Here is a 16,448-nt window from a genome sequence, read left to right on the forward strand (position 1 = left end):
CGGCGGCCTCGACCGCATCGCTCCCGAGCCCGCTTCGAGGCGGGAAACAGGCATAAACTGGTGCATGACCGAAGAAGGTGCGCCATGCGCAAGACAGCCGACTGCCGAGAATTCCCGAGCGAGACCAACTGCACCCTCGCCATCTCCGGCGAAGAGGAAGAAGTGGTCCGCGCCGCCAGCGAGCACGCCGTGTCCGTCCACGGGCACACCGACAGCCCGGAGCTGCGGAAGATGGTCCGCGAGTCCCTCCGGGACGAGATCCCCCAGCACGCCTGAAGCCGCAGGCCCGCCGCCCCGCCCGCGGCCCGCCCGGAAGCCCGCGATAACCGGTCGGCCGGGTCCGCCCCGGCCCCGTACACTGGGCGGAGCGAGAAGCGTGGATGGGGACGAGTAGCGGCGTACGCGGCCATGAGCGACCCGGGGACGGTGTGAGCCCGGGGGCAGGCACGACGCGAAGATCACCCCGGAGCCGCCGGAAGAAAGCCGAAGCCCAGGCAGAGGCCAGTAGACCCGGCATCGCGACCCCAATGAGGGGGCTTTCCCGAGCGCCACACGCGTGAGGAGGGCCAAGGAGGGTGGTACCGCGGGAGCGCGACAAGCGGCTCTCGTCCCTCCGACGGAACGGAATCGTCCGCCGGAGGAAGCGCGTTGAACACGCAGCCGCAGTACCGCCAGGTGCCCGCCCAGGTCGACCTGCCCGCCCTTGAGCACGCCGTGCTCGACTTCTGGCGCGAGCAGAAGATCTTCGCCAAGAGCCTGGAGCAGTCCGAGGGCCGCCCCGAGTGGGTCTTCTACGAGGGCCCGCCCACCGCCAACGGCATGCCGGGCGCCCACCACATCGAGGCCCGCGTCTTCAAGGACGTCTTCCCGCGCTTCCGCACCATGCGGGGCTATCACGTCGCCCGCAAGGCCGGCTGGGACTGCCACGGCCTGCCGGTCGAGCTCGCGGTCGAGAAGGAGCTCGGGTTCAACGGCAAGAAGGACATCGAGGCGTACGGCATCGCCGAGTTCAACGCCAAGTGCCGCGAGTCCGTGACCCGGCACACCGACGCCTTCGCCGACCTCACGACCCGCATGGGCTACTGGGTCGATCTCGACGACGCGTACCGCACCATGAACCCGGAGTACGTCGACTCCGTCTGGTGGTCCCTGAAGGAGATCTTCAACAAGGACCTCCTGGTCCAGGACCACCGCGTCGCCCCCTGGTGCCCGCGCTGCGGCACGGGCCTGTCCGACCACGAGCTCGCGCAGGGCTACGAGACGGTCGTCGACCCGTCCGTCTTCGTCCGCTTCCCGCTCACCGGCGGCCCGCTGGCGGGCGAGGCGTCCCTCCTGGTGTGGACGACCACTCCGTGGACCCTCGTCTCCAACACCGCGGTCGCCGCTCACCCGGACGTCACGTACGTCGTCGCGACGAACGGCTCAGAGAATTCCGAGAAGCTCGTGGTCGCCGAGCCGCTCGTCGAGAAGGCGCTCGGCGAGGGCTGGGAGACGACCGGCCAGACCTTCACCGGCGCCGAGATGGAGCGCTGGACCTACCAACGCCCCTTCGAGCTGGTCGAGTTCCCCGCCCCCGCGCACTTCGTGGTCAACGCCGACTACGTGACCACCGAGGACGGCACCGGTCTGGTCCACCAGTCCCCCGCGTTCGGTGAGGACGACCTCAAGGTCTGCCGCTCGTACGGCCTCCCTGTCGTGAACCCGGTGCGCCCCGACGGCACCTTCGAAGAGGACGTCCCGCTCGTAGGCGGTGTCTTCTTCAAGAAGGCCGACGAAAAGCTCACCGAGGACCTCCAGGACCGCGGTCTGCTCTTCAAGCACATCCCGTACGAGCACAGCTACCCGCACTGCTGGCGCTGCCACACGGCGCTCCTTTACTACGCGCAGCCCTCCTGGTACATCCGCACCACGGCCATCAAGGACCGTCTCCTCCAGGAGAACGAGAAGACCAACTGGTTCCCCGACTCGGTCAAGCACGGCCGCTTCGGCGACTGGCTGAACAACAACGTCGACTGGGCGCTGTCCCGCAACCGCTACTGGGGCACCCCGCTGCCCATCTGGCGCTGCGAGGAAGGCCACTTGACGTGCGTGGGCTCGCGCGCCGAGCTCTCCGACCTGACGGGCACCGACCAGTCGGAGCTCGACCCGCACCGCCCGTACATCGACGCGGTCACCTTCCCCTGCCCGACCTGCCAGGAGACCGCGACGCGCGTCCCCGAGGTCATCGACGCCTGGTACGACTCCGGTTCGATGCCGTTCGCGCAGTGGGGATACCCGTACAAGAACAAGGAGCTCTTCGAGAGCCGGTACCCGGCGCAGTTCATCTCGGAGGCCATCGACCAGACGCGCGGCTGGTTCTACACGCTGATGGCGGTGGGCACGCTCGTCTTCGACAAGTCGTCCTACGAGAACGTGGTCTGCCTCGGCCACATCCTCGCCGAGGACGGCCGCAAGATGTCCAAGCACCTGGGCAACATCCTCCAGCCGATCCCGCTCATGGACCAGCACGGCGCCGACGCGGTGCGCTGGTTCATGGCGGCCGGCGGCTCCCCGTGGGCGGCACGCCGCGTGGGCCACGGCACCATCCAGGAGGTCGTCCGCAAGACGCTCCTCACGTACTGGAACACGGTCGCCTTCCAGGCCCTGTACGCCCGTACGTCGAAGTGGGCCCCCAGCGACGCCGACCCGGCGCCCGCGGAGCGCCCGCTCCTGGACCGCTGGCTGCTCAGCGAGCTGCACGCGCTCACCGACCAGGTCACCCAGGCCCTTGAGGGCTACGACACCCAGCGCGCGGGCAAGCTCCTGTCCACGTTCGTCGACAACCTCTCGAACTGGTACGTACGCCGTTCCCGCCGCCGCTTCTGGCAGGGCGACAAGGCGGCGCTGCGCACCCTGCACGAGGTCCTGGAGACGGTCACCCGCCTGATGGCCCCGCTGACGCCGTTCATCACGGAGCGCGTCTGGCAGGACCTGGTGGTGCCGGTCTCTCCGGACGCCCCGGAGTCGGTCCACCTGACGTCCTGGCCCGAGGCCGACCTGTCGGCGATCGACCCGGACCTGTCGAAGCAGATGGTCCTCGTGCGCCGCCTGGTGGAGCTGGGCCGCGCCACGCGCGCGGAGTCGGGCGTCAAGACACGTCAGCCCCTGTCGCGCGCGCTGATCGCGGCCACGGGCTTCGAGTCGCTCAACCCGGAGCTGCACGCCCAGATCACCGAGGAGCTCAATGTCTCCTCGCTCGCGTCGCTCTCCGAGGTCGGGGGGTCACTGGTCGACACGACCGCGAAGGCCAACTTCCGCGCGCTGGGCAAGCGGTTCGGCAAGGGCGTCCAGGCGGTCGCCAAGGCCGTCGCCGACGCCGACGCAGCCGCGCTGTCCCTGGCCCTGCGCGAGGGCACGGCATCGGTCGAGGTCGACGGCGAGACGGTGACGCTGGCCCCGGACGAGGTCATCATCACGGAGACCCCGCGCGAGGGCTGGTCGGTGGCGTCCGACTCCGGTGCCACGGTCGCCCTCGACCTGGAGATCACGGAGGAGCTGCGCCGGGCAGGCCTGGCCCGTGACGCGATCCGCCTGATCCAGGAGGCCCGCAAGAACAGCGGCCTGGACGTCGCGGACCGGATCGCCCTGCGCTGGACCTCCACGGACCCGGCCGTGATCACGGCCCTGTCCGACCACGCCGACCTCATCGCGGACGAGGTCCTCGCCACGGACTTCCAGCAGGGCGAGGCGGACGACGCGTACGGCGAGACGTTCACGGACGAGTCCCTGTCCCTGACGTTCCGCCTCCGCAAGGCGTAGCCGAACCGGATAGCCACGAAGGCCCGGTCCCGCCAAAGATCTTGGCGGGACCGGGCCTTCGGCGTTGTGTGCCCACGCACAGATGAACGTTTCTGCAAACACGCGCCGACAGGCAGCCGGCGAGGCACACAAAAGGGCGAGGCCCCCAGAAGATCTGGGGGCCTCGCCCTGAACGCTGCCGACGCCTAAGGCGTGGAAACGGCCGTCAGTTGTCGTCCTCGTCGATGAGGAAGCCACGCATCGGCGACGGAGCCTGCTGCATGGGCTGCGGGGCCTGCGGCCGCACCGGCGCCATCGGCTGGGTCATCGCCGGCGACATCTGCTGCTGGCCGCCGTAGGACGGACCGGCGTTCTGCTGGTTGCCGCCCATGGACTGCTGACCGCCGTACGACGGGGCGCCCGCGCCGGCCGGTGCCATGGAAGGCGCCGGGGACGGCGGAAGGGAAGCAGTCGCCGGGGTCCGCGGCGGGGCCAGCGAGTCGTCGGCCTGGGTCTCCAGCTGACGGAGCTGCGACTCCAGGTAGGACTTCAGACGCGTGCGGTACTCGCGCTCGAAGCCGCGCAGGTCCTCGACCTTGCGCTCCAGCGTGGCGCGTGCGGACTCCAGGGAGCCCATCGCGACGCGGTGCTTCTCCTGCGCGTCCCGCTCCAGGGCGTCGGCCTTGGCACGGGCGTCACGCTCGAGGCCCTCGGCGCGCGAACGGGCCTCGCCGACGATCTTGTTGGCCTCGGAACGGGCCTCCGCGATCGCCTGGTCAGCGGTCTGCTGGGCGAGGGAGAGCACGCGCGCGGCGCTGTCGCCACCGGGGCCCTGACCGGGCTGGGGCATCTGCGGACCGTGGCCGCCCATGGGACCACCCATGGGGCCGCCCATCGGGCCACCCTGACCCATCGGGCCAGGACCCTGCGGACCACCCTGCGGGCCGTGCCCACTGGGTCCCGCGGGCAGCTGCGGCGCACCACCGGGCAGCTGGGGCGGACCGCCCATCTGCTGGTGCTGCGGGTGCTGCTGCTGCGGCGGCACCGGCTGCGGACCTGATATTGCGGCGGGCACCGGGGCGCCCGGACCGCGCTGGTCCTGCGGTTCCGGTGGCTTGCGCATGCCGCCCTGCTGCTGGTTCTGCGCAGCGGCGCGGGTGGCTGCGGCCAGTTTGGCGCGCAGGTCCTCGTTCTCGCGGAGCAAGCGAGTCAGTTCGGCTTCGACCTCATCGAGGAAGGCATCGACCTCGTCCTCGTCATAGCCTTCTCGGAGGCGGACGGTCGTGAACTGCTTGTTCCGCACGTCCTCGGGGGTCAACGGCATCTCTTCACCTCAACGTAGTCGTCGGCATTCGGCAAGACCGTATCGTTCACACAGACACCGACCTGACGACGGTGATCAGGATGTAGACGATGATCATCAGTACGAAGAAGGACAGGTCGAGCGCCACGCCCCCGAGACGCAGCGGCGGGATGAACCGCCGCAGAAGCTTGAGCGGTGGATCAGTGACAGTGTAGGTGGCCTCCAAAATGACCACCATCGCCTTGCCGGGTTGCCATGAGCGGGCGAACTGGAAGACGTAGTCCATGACCAACCGGAAGATCAGCACGATGAGGAAGCACATCAGCGCGATGTAAAGCACCTGCCAGACCACGCTCATGTTCGCGGTTCCCTCTCCCCTGTTACCCGTGCTGCGTTTGCCGGTTCTGCGTTACTGCTTCACTTACGTCTCAGCTCTGGTTGAAGAACCCGCCCTCTGCGATGCGAGCCTTGTCCTCCGCCGTTACATCGACGTTAGCAGGCGACAACAGGAACACCTTCTGCGTCACTCGCTCAATGCTGCCATGGAGACCGAACACCAGACCGGCGGCAAAGTCGACAAGTCGCTTCGCATCCGTGTCATCCATCTCGGTCAGATTCATGATCACCGGGGTGCCTTCGCGGAAGTGTTCCCCGATGGTACGGGCCTCGTTGTACGTCCGCGGGTGCAGCGTGGTGATGCGGTAGGGCTCCCGCTCGGACACGACCTTGGGCATGATCACCGGTGCGTTCTTCTCCAGGCTCTGGCGTTCAGGTGTGATGGATGCCACGGGGGCGATTCGTGCCGGACGTCCGGATTCCGCGGCTAGCGAAGCGGAATGGGCGACCGGCTCACGCTGCGCGGGGGGCTGTACCGCTCGTACCGATTCGTCCCGATCTGACACGTGTGCCTGACGGGACTGGTGCGACTGGTGTGGCGGATCGTGCCGCCTGCGGTCCCGCTCGGGCTCCGGCTCGGGTTCGAATTCGTCATCGGGGTCGAACCCCGGACCGTCGTACCCGTCGTCCTCCACGAGGCCGAGGTAGACCGCCATCTTGCGCATCGCGCCGGCCATGCTCTGAGTCCTCCGCTCTGTGGTGGATCGGCTGTCGTCACCAACTGCCCGCGATCCACGAGGTCTCCCCGCCCAACAGCGAGAATGACCATATTTTCTGCTGTGGTCCGACTTCTTGGCGACGTTACCCGAGCCCGGGTCGGACTCCGAGTACCGCCGTACCGACGCGCACATGTGTCGCTCCGGCCGCCACGGCCTGTTCGAGGTCCGCACTCATCCCTGCCGACACCATGTTCGCAGCCGGATGAGTCGCGCGCATGAGGGTTGAGAATTCCATCAGCCGCTCGAACGCCGCCTGTTGCCGCCCCGCGTACGGACCGGTCAGCGGCGCCACGGTCATCAGACCGTCGAGCCGCAGCCCCGGAGCCTGCGCCACGAGTCCGGCCAACTCTTCGATGCCGCCGGGGCCCACGCCCCCGCGCTCGCCCCGTCCGTTCTCCTCGGCGTCGAGGGCGACCTGGATCAGACAGCCGAGCTCCCGCTCCGCGCGCACGGCGCCTGCCGACAGGGCAGTGACGAGCTTGGGGCGATCCACGGACTGGACCACATCGGCATAACTGACCACAGAACGGACCTTGTTGGTCTGCAATTGACCGACAAAGTGCCAAGCAAGGGGAAGATCCGAGCAGTCGGCGGCCTTGGGGGCCGCGTCCTGGTCACGGTTCTCGGCGACATGACGCACGCCGAGCTCCGAGAGGATCCGCACATCGCTCGCGGGGTAGGTCTTGGTGACCACGATCAGGGTCACCTCCTCCCGCTTGCGCCCGGCCGCCGCGCACGCCGCGGCGATGCGCTCTTCGACCTTCGCCAGATTTGCGGCGAGTTGAGACTTACGGTCCGTCATGCCCTATCAGTCCAGCCAGACATAGCCCGCGAGACGACCGGTGGTCCGGTCGCGGCGGTACGAGAAGTGGTCACCGGATTCCAGAGTGCACACCGGCGACTGCTCCCGGTCGCACACCCCGAGGCGCTCCAGCTGCGCGTGCACCCCCGCGGTCACGTCGACCGCCGGAGTGTCCCAGCTCGTCTCGGCGTACGCCGCCGGCTCGATCGCGGCGGCATCGGCGCGCATCGCCTCCGGCACTTCGTAGCAGCGGCCGCAGACGGCGGGCCCGGTGCGGGCGACGACACGGGCCGGGTCGGCGCCCAGCTTCACCATCGCCTCGACGGCGGCGGGGACGACCCCCGCCAGCATGCCGGGCCGCCCCGCGTGAGCCGCCGCCGCGACCTTGGCGACCGGGTCGGCGAGCAGGACGGGCGTGCAGTCCGCGGTGAGGACCGCCAGGGCGAGGCCACGGCGGGCGGTCACCACGGCGTCGACCGCCGGGATGTCGGCATCGGAACCCCAGGGTCCGTCGACCACGACGGCGTCGGGGCCGTGGACCTGGTTCATCCAGACGACCCGCTTCGGGTCGATGCCGAGCGACGTGGCGGCGAGCGAACGATTCGTCCGCACGGCCTCAGGGTCGTCGCCGACCGCGCCGCCGAGATTGAGCTCTTCGTACGGAACGGCGCTCACCCCGCCCCACCTGTCGGTGAAGGCGAAGTGCGCGCCGCTCACGGTGCTGTGCTGGCTTATCACTTCAGGAAGTCCGGCACGTCCAGCTCTTCGGCCTGGCTGTCCGAGTACGGACGGGCCGGCGGAACCTGCGGCGGGGCCACGGGCGCGGACGGGGTCTCGTTCACCGGAGTGGCCTCGACGGGCTCCGGAGCCGGCTTCTCCTCGTGCGGCGTGACGCTGCCGAGTCCGCCGTACGGCGAACGGGACTCGGCCGGGCGGCTCGTGGCCGACGGCTGCTCGTCACGTTGCTTGGTCGGCGAAGCCGAGCCGAGGACCGTGTCGCGCTTGGACGGCGGCTGCCCGCCGTCGAAGCCCGCCGCGATGACCGTGACCCGGACCTCGTCGCCCAGGGCGTCGTCGATGACGGCGCCGAAGATGATGTTGGCCTCGGGGTGGGCCGCCTCGCTGACCAGTTGGGCCGCTTCGTTGATCTCGAAGAGGCCGAGGTCGGAGCCGCCGGAGATGGAGAGCAGGACGCCCCGCGCTCCGTCGATGGACGCCTCGAGGAGCGGCGAGGAGATCGCCATCTCGGCGGCGGCCACCGCGCGGTCGTCGCCGCGCGCCGAACCGATGCCCATGAGCGCCGAACCGGCCTCGGACATGACCGACTTGACGTCGGCGAAGTCGAGGTTGATCAGACCCGGGGTCGTGATGAGGTCGGTGATGCCCTGGACACCGGAGAGCAGGACCTGGTCCGCCGACTTGAAGGCGTCCAGAACGCTGACCTGGCGGTCCGAGATGGACAGGAGCCGGTCGTTGGGGATGACGATGAGGGTGTCGACCTCTTCGCGCAGCTCCGCGATCCCGTCCTCGGCCTGATTGGCGCGACGACGGCCCTCGAAGGTGAACGGCCGGGTCACGACGCCGATGGTCAGGGCGCCCAGGGAGCGGGCGATGTTGGCGACGACAGGTGCGCCGCCGGTGCCGGTGCCACCGCCTTCGCCGGCGGTGACGAAGACCATGTCGGCCCCCTTGAGGACCTCCTCGATCTCCTCGCGGTGGTCCTCCGCCGCCTTGCGGCCGACTGCCGGGTTGGCTCCGGCGCCGAGGCCGCGGGTGAGTTCACGGCCGACGTCGAGCTTGACGTCGGCGTCGCTCATCAACAGGGCTTGCGCGTCGGTGTTGATGGCGATGAACTCGACGCCCTTGAGACCGACCTCGATCATCCGGTTGATGGCATTGACACCACCGCCGCCGACACCGATGACTTTGATGACTGCGAGGTAGTTCTGCGGTGCTGCCACGTCGAAGGCCTCTCGCCTCGAGTTACGTGTCGCCGCCTCGCGGTCAAGCGCCGCGACGACTGATGCCGAATGGGACGGTCCGAACGCCGACCCGAACCCTAACGCTGAAGTTTAGGGTTACCAGTGTGTCTGTTCCTTGGACTCTTCCGAACAGGACACTAAGTCGACAAGTGGCGCACGTTCAACGAACACGCCGAACCTCCCGTTTTTCTTTTCACCCTATGTGATCAGCCGTAGCGCTGCCGAACCAGGGTGCTGGCCTGCGACGATATGCGTCAACTCGCCGATGACGCAGGGGCGGTGGGGACACTCACATCGAAGTGCCGTGCCTTGGGGGCGGCTTTCATCAGGGCGTTGAGTGTGCTTGCCTTCGTCCGGCCCTTCTCGCTGCTGCCCCACGCTACGGTGCGTCCCCGGCTCAACTCCAGCGAGATCGAGTCGTACGAACGGGCCTTGACGACTCGTGTATCGCGGGCCACCGACGCGGGCAGCGCACTCGCGACCTGTACCGCCTCGCGCCGCAGCCGGTGGGAGTCGAAACGGCGCAGACTCGCCGCCGCGTTCTCCTGATCCGGCCTCAATTCCAGGAGCGGAACACCCTTCGGCGCATGTCCGACCGTGGCGAATCGCACGCCCTTGGCGTCCACTTCGACGAACTTTCCGCCCTTTTCGATAAGGAGAACCGGCTTGCGTTCGGTCACTTTCAGACCGATTCCGTGCGGCCAGGAACGGACGACATCGACCGAGTCGATACGCGGAAGTCTCTTCCGCAGCCGGTCCTCGATCGCGTCGGTGTCGACCGAGATCAGGGGCGCCCCGACCGGGGCCGCGGCGGCTTCGCGCACCTCATCGGGCGTCAGAATCCGCGTCCCGGACGTGGTCACACGCTCCACGCGCAGGTACTGCGAGCCGTAGAGCAGCCAGACTCCGCCCGCGCCGAGCAGCACGAGCGCGATCAGCGAGAGGACCAGGGTACGCGGCCGCGGCATGCGCGGGCGGGAGCGCGGGGGACGGGGCGGGCCGGAGTCGAGCTTCTGCCGTTCGGCGGTGGTCGGTCCGGCCACGGTCCCCTGCCTTCTTGTGCTTCTAGTGCCGTCTCACCCGTTGCGGCGTGACGCGATCGCCTCGTACACCATGCCGACGAGGAGGTCGTCGGCATCCCTGCGGCCGAACTCCGATGCGGCGCGGGACATCTCGTACAGCCGGTGCGGGTCGGCGAGCACCGGGAGCACGTTGCCCTGCACCCACTCGGGCGTCAGTTCGGCGTCGTCCACGAGGAGTCCACCGCCCGCCTTGACCACCGGCTGGGCGTTCAGCCGCTGTTCGCCGTTGCCGATGGGCAGCGGTACGTACGCGGCCGGAAGCCCGACGGCGGAGAGTTCGGCGACGGTCATCGCGCCCGCACGGCAGAGCATCATGTCCGCCGCGGCGTACGCGAGGTCCATCCGGTCCACGTACGGTACCGGGATGTAGGGCGGCATACCGGGCATGTTCTCGACGTACGGCATTTCGTTCTTCGGGCCGACCGCGTGCAGGATCTGGATCCCGGCGCGCTGGAGCACCGGAGCGACCTGCTGGACGACCTCGTTGAGCCGCCGGGCGCCCTGCGAACCACCGGAGACGAGCAGCGTCGGCAGGTTCGGGTCGAGGCCGAAGGCGGCGCGCGCCTCCGGGCGGACCCGGGCCCGGTCGAGCGTGGCGATGGTGTGGCGCAGCGGGATGCCGATGTAGCGCGAGTTGCGCAGCTTGCTGTCCGGCGTCGCGACGGCCACTCCGTGGGCGTACCGCGAACCGATCTTGTTGGCGAGGCCGGGGCGCGCGTTGGCCTCGTGCACGACGATCGGCGTGCCCGTCCGCTTGGCCGCGAGGTAGCCCGGCAGCGCGACATAGCCGCCGAAGCCGACCACGCAGTCCGCCTTCGTGCGCTCCAGGATCTGCTCGGCCGCCTTGATCGTGCCGCGCAGCCGTCCCGGGACGGTGATCAGCTCAGGAGTGGGCTTGCGCGGCAGCGGAACGGCCGGGATCAGCGCGAGTTCGTAGCCCCGCTCGGGTACGAGTCGGGTCTCGAGTCCACGCTCCGTGCCCAGGGCCGTGATGCCCACGGTCGGGTCCTGCCTCCGCAGGGCGTCCGCGAGGGCGAGCGCGGGCTCGATGTGGCCGGCGGTCCCCCCACCGGCGAGTACGACATGCACCGAAATTCACCGCTCTCCGGACGAACGCGCCTTGACGCGCCGTCTCATCGTGTTCCATCTCACCCGAGGTTGCCGCATGGCCAGGGCCGCCTTTGCCGCCGGATCCTCCCGCGCGAAGGCGATGAGGAGTCCGATGGCGAACATGGTCGGCAGCAGGGCTGAGCCCCCGTAGGAGAACAGCGGGAGCGGGACACCGGCGATCGGCAGCAGACCGAGCACCGCACCTACGTTGATCACGGCCTGCGCCGTGATCCAGGTGGTCACGCCTCCCGCGGCATACCGTACGAAGGGGTCCTCCGTGCGTCCGGCCACGCGGATACCCGCATAGCCTAGAGCCGCGAACAGGGCGAGCACCGACAGCGTCCCCGCCAGGCCGAGTTCCTCCCCTGTGATGGCGAAGATGAAGTCGGTGTGCGGTTCCGGCAGTTGACCCCATTTTTCCACACTCGCGCCGAGGCCGGAACCGAAGAATCCGCCGGAGGCCAGGGCATAGATCCCGTGCACGGCCTGCCAGCACTGGTCGCCGGGGCCCGGATCCGTCGCGCCGATGCAGGCGAGCCTCGCCATGCGGTTGGGGCTGGTCTTGATGAGGATCACGCCGAGCAGGGCCGCGACCGAGAGCACCCCCGCGAAGAGCCGCGTGGGCGCCCCCGCGAGCCAGAGCAGGCCGAAAAGGATCGCCGTGAGGATGATCGCCGTGCCCATGTCGCCGCCCAGCATGATCAGGCCGAGCAGCATGAAGGCGACGGGGACGAGCGGCACCAGCATGTGTTTCCACTGGGTCAGGAGGCGCTTGTCCTGTTTACGTGCGAGCAGGTCCGCGCCCCACAGGACGAGGGCGAGCTTGGCGAACTCACTGGGCTGGAGCTGGAAGGGGCCGCCCAGATAGATCCAGTTCTGGTTGCCGTTGACGCTGCGCCCTATCCCGGGGATCTGCACGAGGACCATCAGGAAGACGGTCACCGCGAGGATGGGATAGGCGAGCGCCCGGTGCAGCTTGATGGGCATCCGCATGGCCACGAGCAGCAGGACCGAGCCCAGTACGGCCGCGACGAACTGCTTACGGAAGAAGTAGGCGGCGGGCAGGTCGAGCTGCAGCGCCTGGATCATCGACGCCGAGTAGACCATCACCAGGCCGAGCACGGTGATCAGCAGGCTGCTGCCGAAGATGAGGTAGTACGCGGTCAGCGGCCGGTCCCAGGCGCGCTTGGCGCGGGTGTAGGACCGCCGCACCGGGTTCTCCCGCGGCGGGCGGGGCGCTCCCGCGGAACGGATCGGCGCGGGCCGCTTGGCGAGGCGCGTGGGCGCGCGCCCGCTACTGCCGGCCATCAAGGCCCCCGTACGGCCACCACGACGCTGCCACGTGCCCTCCTAAGGGTGCCGGGCGCCCCCGGACCACCGGGGTCCGCGTCAGGCGCTCGCGCCGAGTTCGCGGACCGCGTCCGCGAACGCGTCACCACGCTTGTTGTAATTGGTGAACATGTCCATCGACGCACAGGCCGGAGCCATCAGTACGGTGTCCCCCGGCTCGGCGAGCCGTGCCGCCTGCCGTACCGCCTCGGACATCGCCCCAGTGTCGGTCCGGTCGAGGTCGACGACCGGGACCTCGGGCGCGTGTCGCGCCAGGGCTTCGCGGATCAGCGCGCGGTCGGCGCCGATCAGGACAACACCCCGCAGCCGCTTGGCCGACTTGGTGACCAGCTCGTCGAAGGTGGCGCCCTTGGCGAGCCCGCCCGCGATCCAGACGATGGATTCGTACGCCGCCAACGAGGCTTCCGCGGCATGGGTGTTGGTGGCCTTGGAGTCGTCGACGTACGCCACTTCGGCCACGTCGGCGACGTGTTCGATGCGGTGGGCGTCGGGACGGAACGCGCGCAGACCGTCGCGTACGGCCGTCGCCGGGACGCCGTAGGCGCGCGCGAGAGCCGCCGCGGCCAGGGCGTTGGCGATGTTGTGCGGCGCGGGCGGCTGCACGTCGGAGATCTCGGCGAGCTCCTGCGCCTGCTTCTGACGGTCCGGCACGAAGGCACGGTCGACCAGAATGCCGTCCACGACGCCCAGTTGCGAGGGCGCGGGCGCATTCAGCGTGAAACCGACGGCCCGGCAGCCCTCTTCGACGTCGGCCTCGCGGACGAGGTCTTCCGTCGCCTTGTCGGCGACGTTGTAGACGCAGGCGATCTGATTGCCCTCGTAGATCCGGCCCTTGTCGGCGGCGTACGCCTCCATGGAGCCGTGCCAGTCCAGGTGGTCGGGCGCGAGGTTCAGGACGGTCGCGGAGTGGGCGCGCAGCGAGGGCGCCCAGTGCAGCTGGTAGCTGGAGAGCTCGACGGCCAGCACGTCGTACGGCTCGTCGCAGGTGACGACGTCGAGGAGCGAGACCCCGATGTTGCCGACGGCTGCGGTGCGCAGACCCGCGGCCTCCAGGATCGACGCCAGCATGCGCACGGTAGTGGTCTTGCCGTTCGTGCCGGTGACCGCGAGCCACGGCGCCGCGTCGGGGCCGCGCAGGCGCCAGGCCAGCTCCACGTCGCCCCACACCTCGACACCGGCAGCCGCGGCGGCCGCGAAGAGCGGCTTGTCCGGCTGCCAGCCGGGCGTGGTGACGACGAGTTCGGTGCCTTCGGGCAGGGTGGCCCCGTCACCGAGGCGGACGCTGATGCCCTCGGACCTCAGCTCCTCGGCCTGCGTACGGGAGCGTTCGTCGTCGCCGTCGTTGACGACCGTGACGACCGCGCCCAGGCCGTTCAGCACGCGGGCCGCCGGGATCCCGGAGACGCCGAGCCCGGCGACGGTGACGTTCTTCCCCTGCCAGCTGGTCACTTCTTGGCTGCCCATCCTGCGTAGAAGAGGCCGAGTCCGACGATCACGCACATGCCCTGGATGATCCAGAAGCGGACCACCACAAGGACTTCGGACCACCCCTTGAGTTCGAAGTGGTGCTGAAGTGGCGCCATGCGGAAGACGCGCTTGCCGGTCATGCGGAACGAGCCGACCTGAATGACGACGGACATCGTGATCAGGACGAAGAGGCCGCCGAGCAGGGCGAGGAGCATCTCGGTGCGCGAGCAGATCGCGAGTCCGGCGAGCGCGCCGCCGAGGGCGAGCGAACCGGTGTCACCCATGAAGATCTTGGCGGGCGAGGTGTTCCACCACAGGAAGCCGAAGCAGGCGCCCATCAGCGCGGAGGCCACGACCGCGAGGTCGAGTGGGTCTCTGACCTCGAAACACGCCTGCGGGTTGGTCAGCGTGACGGCGTTGGCGCAGGACTCCTGGTACTGCCAGACACCGATGAAGGTGTACGCGCCGAAGACCATCACGGAGGCGCCGGTGGCGAGGCCGTCGAGGCCGTCGGTGAGGTTCACGCCGTTCGACATCGCGAGGATCATGAACAGCGCCCAGACCACGAAGAGCACCGGGCCGATCGACCAGCCGAAGTCCGTGACGAACGACAGCTTGGTGGAGGCCGGGGTCTGGTTGCGGTTGTCCGGCCAGTTCAGCGCGAGCACGGCGAAGCCGATGCCGACGATCAGCTGTCCGGCCATCTTCGCCTTGGCGCGCAGACCGAGCGAGCGCTGCTTCACGATCTTGATGTAGTCGTCGAGGAAGCCGACGAGGCCCATGCCCGCCATCAGGAAGAGCACGAGGAGCCCGGAGAGCGTGGTCTCCGTGCCCGTGATGATCTTCGTGAGGAAGTACGCGATGAGCGTGGCGAGGATGAAGGCGATGCCACCCATGGTCGGCGTACCGCGCTTGCTGTGGTGCTCGCGCGGGCCGTCGTCCCGGATGAACTGCCCATAGCCCTTGCGGGCAAGGAACTTGATAAGGAGCGGGGTTCCGACCAGGGTCAGGAAGAGCCCGATCACACCCGCGAAGAGGATCTGCCTCATCGGCCGGCGACCTGCCCCTCGGGAGACGCGGAGTCATCGAGCAGCGCCGTGGCGACCCGCTCGAGACCGACCGATCTGGAAGCCTTCACCAGCACGACGTCTCCCGGGCGCAGCTCGCTGCGCAGCAGGTCGATCGCCGCCTGTGCGTCGGACACGTGCACCGACTCCTCACCCCACGAACCCTCGTTGTATGCGCCCAGTTGGAGCCAGGACGCTTCCCTGCCCCCGACTGCCACGAGCTTGCTCACGTTCAGCCGGACAGCGAGCCGTCCGACCGCGTCGTGTTCGGCGAGCCCTTCGTCACCGAGCTCGGCCATGTGACCGAGCACCGCCCACGTACGACGTCCCTTGGCCATGGCCGCGAGCGCGCGCAGGGCGGCTCGCATGGACTCGGGGTTCGCGTTGTAGGCGTCGTTGACGACCGTCACGCCGTCCGGGCGCTCGGTGACCTCCATCCGCCAGCGGGACAGCGTGCCCGCCTCGGAGAGCGCGCGGGCGATCTCGTCTGCGGACATGCCCAGCTCATGGGCGACGGCGGCCGCGGCAAGCGCGTTCGACACGTGGTGCTCACCGTACAGCCGCAAGGTCACGTCGCTGCACCCGGAGGGTGTGTGCAGCGTAAAGGCAGGCTGTCCGATCTCCGTGAGCCGGACATTCTCGGCACGTACGTCGGCGTCGGCGGCCTCTCCGAAGAGCAGGACGCGCGCCTTCGTGCGCGAAGCCATGGCGCGGACGAGGGGGTCGTCGGCGTTGAGGACGGCGGTGCCGTCGGTGGGGAGGCTCTCGACGAGTTCACCCTTCGCCACTGCGATCTGCTCGCGTCCGCCGAACTCGCCGATGTGGGCGGTGCCGACGTTGAGTACGAGGCCGATCTTCGGCGGGGTGAGGCCGGTGAGGTAGCGGATGTGGCCGATGCCGCGGGCGCCCATCTCCAGGACGAGGAAGCGCGTCTCGTCGGTGGCGCTGAGGGCTGTGAGCGGCAGGCCGATCTCGTTGTTGAGCGAGCCCGGTGTGAAGACCGTGGGCGCCTTGCTCCGCAGGACCTGGGCGAGCAGGTCCTTGGAGCTCGTCTTGCCGACGGAGCCGGTGAGCGCGACGAGCGTCGCGCCGAGCCGCTCCACGACGTGCCGCGCGAGGGCGCCGAGCGCCGCCTGTACGTCGTCGACGACGATGGCAGGTACGCCGACGGGGCGCGAGGCGAGGACGGCGGCGGCGCCCGCTTCGACCACGGCGGACGCGTAGTCGTGGCCGTCGACGCGCTCGCCGGCGAAGGCGACGAAGAGGCTGCCGGGCTCCACTTCACGGGAGTCCCTGACGACCGGTCCGGTGACCTGGACGGACGGATCCGGTATGTCGTACGTCTGCCCGCCGACGACAGTGGCGATCTCGGCGAGGGAGAGGGCGATCACAG

At 69.2% G+C, this 16,448-nt stretch carries 14 protein-coding genes; 2 read left to right on the forward strand and 12 right to left on the reverse strand.

The window, feature by feature from the left end:
• Positions 1–84: 84 nt before the first annotated feature.
• Positions 85–276: a DUF1059 domain-containing protein gene (locus tag ACWGI2_RS10430; RefSeq protein WP_453395046.1), complete on the forward strand. Its 192-nt coding sequence runs from the start codon at positions 85–87 to the stop codon at positions 274–276.
• 372 nt (positions 277–648) lie between these two features.
• Positions 649–3,798, forward strand: a complete 3,150-nt coding sequence (gene ileS, locus ACWGI2_RS10435) for an isoleucine--tRNA ligase (RefSeq protein ID WP_453694902.1) — start codon at positions 649–651, stop codon at positions 3,796–3,798.
• 205 nt (positions 3,799–4,003) lie between these two features.
• Here the strand turns inward: ileS and ACWGI2_RS10440 are convergent, their stop codons facing one another.
• The 12 genes from ACWGI2_RS10440 to ACWGI2_RS10495 form a co-directional block, all read right to left on the reverse strand.
• On the reverse strand, positions 4,004–5,101 hold the full coding sequence (locus ACWGI2_RS10440) for a DivIVA domain-containing protein (RefSeq protein WP_453395048.1): 1,098 nt from the start codon (positions 5,099–5,101) through the stop codon (positions 4,004–4,006).
• 46 nt (positions 5,102–5,147) lie between these two features.
• Entirely contained in the window at positions 5,148–5,438 is a 291-nt protein-coding gene (locus ACWGI2_RS10445) for a YggT family protein (RefSeq protein ID WP_160504525.1), read from the reverse strand.
• 70 nt (positions 5,439–5,508) lie between these two features.
• The gene (locus tag ACWGI2_RS10450) at positions 5,509–6,153 is read right to left on the reverse strand and encodes a cell division protein SepF (protein ID WP_453395049.1); all 645 of its coding nucleotides are present in this window, start codon (positions 6,151–6,153) and stop codon (positions 5,509–5,511) included.
• 124 nt (positions 6,154–6,277) lie between these two features.
• Positions 6,278–6,997, reverse strand: a complete 720-nt coding sequence (locus ACWGI2_RS10455; RefSeq protein ID WP_453395050.1) for a YggS family pyridoxal phosphate-dependent enzyme — start codon at positions 6,995–6,997, stop codon at positions 6,278–6,280.
• A 6-nt stretch (positions 6,998–7,003) separates the two neighbouring features.
• Complete coding sequence (pgeF, locus tag ACWGI2_RS10460; protein ID WP_453694903.1) at positions 7,004–7,735, reverse strand: peptidoglycan editing factor PgeF; 732 nt, start codon at positions 7,733–7,735, stop codon at positions 7,004–7,006.
• Complete coding sequence (ftsZ, locus tag ACWGI2_RS10465; protein ID WP_453694904.1) at positions 7,732–8,958, reverse strand: cell division protein FtsZ; 1,227 nt, start codon at positions 8,956–8,958, stop codon at positions 7,732–7,734. The genes pgeF and ftsZ overlap by 4 nt, the downstream gene beginning before the upstream one ends.
• 275 nt (positions 8,959–9,233) lie before the next feature.
• Positions 9,234–10,022, reverse strand: a complete 789-nt coding sequence (locus ACWGI2_RS10470; RefSeq protein WP_453694905.1) for a cell division protein FtsQ/DivIB — start codon at positions 10,020–10,022, stop codon at positions 9,234–9,236.
• 33 nt (positions 10,023–10,055) lie between these two features.
• Positions 10,056–11,150, reverse strand: coding sequence for an undecaprenyldiphospho-muramoylpentapeptide beta-N-acetylglucosaminyltransferase (gene murG / locus ACWGI2_RS10475; protein ID WP_160504531.1), 1,095 nt, complete (start codon positions 11,148–11,150; stop codon positions 10,056–10,058).
• A 6-nt stretch (positions 11,151–11,156) separates the two neighbouring features.
• Positions 11,157–12,479, reverse strand: a complete 1,323-nt coding sequence (gene ftsW, locus ACWGI2_RS10480) for a putative lipid II flippase FtsW (protein ID WP_453694906.1) — start codon at positions 12,477–12,479, stop codon at positions 11,157–11,159.
• 81 nt (positions 12,480–12,560) lie between these two features.
• Entirely contained in the window at positions 12,561–13,985 is a 1,425-nt protein-coding gene (gene murD / locus ACWGI2_RS10485; RefSeq protein WP_453694907.1) for a UDP-N-acetylmuramoyl-L-alanine--D-glutamate ligase, read from the reverse strand.
• On the reverse strand, positions 13,967–15,037 hold the full coding sequence (gene mraY, locus ACWGI2_RS10490; protein ID WP_160504534.1) for a phospho-N-acetylmuramoyl-pentapeptide-transferase: 1,071 nt from the start codon (positions 15,035–15,037) through the stop codon (positions 13,967–13,969). Before mraY ends, murD begins: the two co-directional genes overlap by 19 nt.
• On the reverse strand, positions 15,034–16,446 hold the full coding sequence (locus tag ACWGI2_RS10495; RefSeq protein WP_453694908.1) for a UDP-N-acetylmuramoyl-tripeptide--D-alanyl-D-alanine ligase: 1,413 nt from the start codon (positions 16,444–16,446) through the stop codon (positions 15,034–15,036). The genes mraY and ACWGI2_RS10495 overlap by 4 nt, the downstream gene beginning before the upstream one ends.
• Positions 16,447–16,448 lie beyond the last annotated feature (2 nt).

This window comes from Streptomyces sp. NPDC054866 (assembly GCF_053610745.1).